4 protein-coding genes are annotated in these 3328 nt (G+C 41.2%); all 4 read right to left on the bottom strand.

From position 1 onward, the window contains the following. Nucleotides 1–138 precede the first annotated feature (138 nt). Complete coding sequence (locus GMD5S_RS0209505; RefSeq protein ID WP_000198269.1) at nt 139–333, bottom strand: DUF3272 family protein; 195 nt, start codon at nt 331–333, stop codon at nt 139–141. A gap of 27 nt (nt 334–360) precedes the next feature. Next, a complete protein-coding gene (gene dnaX / locus GMD5S_RS0209500) occupies nt 361–2019 on the bottom strand; it encodes a DNA polymerase III subunit gamma/tau (RefSeq protein WP_000283848.1) in 1659 nt (552 codons plus the stop codon). Then, nucleotides 2019–2516, bottom strand: a complete 498-nt coding sequence (locus tag GMD5S_RS0209495) for a GAF domain-containing protein (protein ID WP_000887137.1) — start codon at nt 2514–2516, stop codon at nt 2019–2021. Before GMD5S_RS0209495 ends, dnaX begins: the two co-directional genes overlap by 1 nt. A gap of 82 nt (nt 2517–2598) precedes the next feature. Then, nucleotides 2599–3328: S1 RNA-binding domain-containing protein (locus GMD5S_RS0209490; RefSeq protein ID WP_016893866.1), on the bottom strand; the 730-nt coding region annotated here is incomplete at its 5' end.

The raw sequence follows: 3328 nt of genomic DNA, 5'->3' as shown, positions 1-3328 counted from the left end.
TTTTTCTGGCCTACTTCCTTTATCCTTAAAGAAATCACTTACATTTCTCTAAAAATAAAAGAAAAGGTCCATAAATATACTCTACTAGTATAACAAAAAAAAGCCTAAAAGGCTTTGATTTTGTTTAGAAGCTAGTGACTAATCCTTGCGGTTTAGGTGCTGATCAATAGCATCTACTATTTTCCCCATTACATAACTTAACCTAAAATTTCGAAAAAGTAGAATGGCCCAAAAGGCTGCCATGAAATAGCGACCCGTCATCCAAGCTTCATTGAAAAAATAAGTCTCAGCAGCAGTAAATAGTGCTATCACGATAAATTGTTGTCTAGTCATAGGATTATTGTACCATGAAATCCACTTTTAGTCTTCTTCGACCATGACTTTATCAGCCAGAAATTCAAATCCCTCTGGAATTAGGCTTTCTTCTTCTACCTCTTGATCTGCCTGAGAAGACTTGTTTTTAGCTGAAAATGCTGCACGAACCTCTTTCCATTCCTCTAGGGAAATTGCCAGGATTTCAGGTGAAAATCCAGCCGCCTGGCTGAGAATATTGCCAAACATGGTATTGAGGTTATCCCGTTTCATGGTTTGCCCTGCATTGAAATTAGACTCAAAAGCTAAAATTGCATGGTGTTCGTTGGCTGCAACTGGTTGAGAACCAACAAGAAGAGCCTTATCAGGACCAGCTAAGCTTTCAATCACTTCTCCCCATGCATTCTGGAGTCTAATCAAGTTTTGCCGTGCCAATTCAGGATTTTCAACAGCTTCTTGTAGGATAGCCTGAACCTTATTACGGTCTACTCGATAGACTGTCTTGGAAGTGGCTGGACGGCTAGGGACTGGCGCCACTTGTTTAGGAGCTGTTTCAACATTGGCAAGTTCTTGTTTAAGACGGGCGACTTCCTGTCTCAGTGCAGAAATTTCACTTTCAACAGTTCCCGAAACCGCAGATTCAGGCTTAATCTCCGCTAAACGAATGGTCATCATCTCAGCATAAATCTTAGGTTGTAGACTAGCTTTCATATCTGCCAAGCTCACAGTCGCTATTCGAATCATTTCAAAGAGACTTTCCTGAGAAAGAGCTAGATTGTCCATAAAAACTGGACTATGATGAGTATTTTCACCACCTGTCTGAACAACCAGTAGATCCCGCAAATACTGCAAGAGATCCGTCACAAAACGAGTCATGCTCTTGCCATTTTCAAACAAAAGATTCAAAGAATCGAGTGCTTTGGGGACATCCTGTTGGGCCAAAGCGGCCACATAGTCATCTAGAGCTGATAGACTAATAGTGCCTGTAATCTCCTCAGAAATAGCTGTCGTTAAAGCATTCCCTTGCGTCAAACTCAAGGCTTGGTCCAGAATAGACAAGGCATCCCGCATCCCACCTTCAGCCCGTCTAGCAATGATTTCCACAGCCTCTGGTTCAGAACTAATATTTTCTTTTTCTAAAATATGATGAATATGTGCCGTGATATCTTGAGTTCGAATCGATTTAAACTCAAAACGTTGGACACGCGATAAAATAGTTGCTGGAATTTTGTGCAATTCGGTGGTCGCCAAGATAAAGACAACATTCTGAGTTGGTTCTTCAAGGGTCTTCAAAAGCGCATTAAAAGCTCCTGTAGACAACATATGAACCTCGTCTATGATATAGACCTTATACCGTGCTAAACTAGGAGCGTAAGTAGATTTATCACGAATTTCACGGATCTCATCGACTCCGTTATTCGAAGCCGCATCCATTTCGATAACATCTTCTAGGCTACCTTCTGTCACTGCCTGACAGATATAACAGTTATTACATGGTTCTCCGTCTACCTGGTTTGGACAGTTCATAGCCTTGGCAAAAATCTTGGCTACACTGGTTTTCCCAGTTCCACGAGGGCCCGAGAAAAGATAAGCGTGACTAATCTTTTCCTGCTCAACTGCTTGTTTTAGGGTTTTAGCCACAACCTCTTGACCTACCAGTTGTGAAAAAGTCTGGCTTCTATATTTTCGATAAAGTGCTTGATACATTAGGCTTTCTCCTCAAACATCGTAAAGTCCCATTCTGTCTTATCAAGCAAAATAGCGACAAATTGTTCCAAGTAATCACGGTCAATGGCATTGTAATCATCAATAAGTGAAGAATCCAAGTCTAAGACACCCAGCAATCGACCATTCTTGAGCATGGGAACCACGATTTCACTCTTGGCCATACTATCACAAGAAATGTAGTTTGGATAGGTGCTCACATCGCCAACCAAAACAGTCTCTTGAAACGCAGCAGCTTCTCCACACACGCCTTTTCCAAGCGGGATGCGAATGCAAGAAACCCCACCCTGAAAAGGTCCTAAAACCAACTCGCTACCATCAAACAGATAAAATCCTGCAAATACAGTATTGGGAAAGCGAGATTTTAGGAGGGCACTAGCATTCGAAAGATTGGCAAGAACATTACTCTCACCTTCAAGTAAATAAGAGAGTTCCTCATTTAACAATTGATATTGTGATTGTTTTTCTGAATCTAACATAGAACTATTATATCAAAAATGAGAAAGAGACAAAAGAAAAATCCCTTGTTTTAAACAAAGGATTTTGTGATTATCAATTTGATTAAAGTTCGATATCACCGAACAAGTCAGCCATTGAGAATCCTGTTTGTGTTTCTGGAAGTTCGAAATCACGTTTTTCTTGACGTTTTGGACGACGTGGACGAGCAGCACGTTTTTCTTCTTTTTGTCCTTCTTCTTGAGCTGGACGCTCTTCAAGAGCTTTGATAGAAAGTGATACACGTTCTGCGTCAGCGTTAACATCAAGGACTTTAACAGTAACTTCTTGACCAACAGTAAGAGCTTCTTTTGGATTTTCGATACGTTTGTGTGAAATTTGTGATACGTGAACAAGTCCATCGATACCTGGCAACACTTCAACAAATGCACCGAAGTCAGTCAAACGTTTAACTGTTCCTTCTACTACATCACCTTTAGCCAATTTTTGCTCAACGCCATCCCATGGTCCAGGTGTTGTTGCTTTAAGTGAAAGTGATACGCGTCCTTCTTCTTCGTTAAGATCAAGGATCTTCACTTCGATTTCTTCACCAACAGTTACAACTGATTTAGGTGAAACGTTACGTTCGTGTGACAACTCAGTCAAGTGAACCAATCCGTCAACACCACCAAGGTCGATGAAAGCACCGAAGCTTGTGATACGAGCAACTTTACCAGTTACTACATCACCAACAGCCAATTTACCGAATACTTCAGCACGAGCTGCTGCAGTAGCTGCTTCAACAACTTCACGACGTGAAAGGATGAAGCGGTTCTCTTTAGGATCAACTTCCTTG

The sequence above is a fragment of the Streptococcus sp. GMD5S genome, from assembly GCF_000298715.2.
In the GTDB taxonomy this organism is placed as follows: Bacteria; Bacillota; Bacilli; order Lactobacillales; family Streptococcaceae; genus Streptococcus.
This window is presented reverse-complemented; position numbering and strand designations above follow the sequence as displayed.

Excerpts from the sequence above, each read along its gene's own strand:
- GMD5S_RS0209505 (WP_000198269.1), bottom strand. The coding sequence starts at position 333 with ATGACTAGACAACAATTTATCGTGATAGCACTATTTACTGCTGCTGAG.
- dnaX (WP_000283848.1), bottom strand. The coding sequence starts at position 2,019 with ATGTATCAAGCACTTTATCGAAAATATAGAAGCCAGACTTTTTCACAA.
- GMD5S_RS0209495 (WP_000887137.1), bottom strand. The coding sequence starts at position 2,516 with ATGTTAGATTCAGAAAAACAATCACAATATCAATTGTTAAATGAGGAA.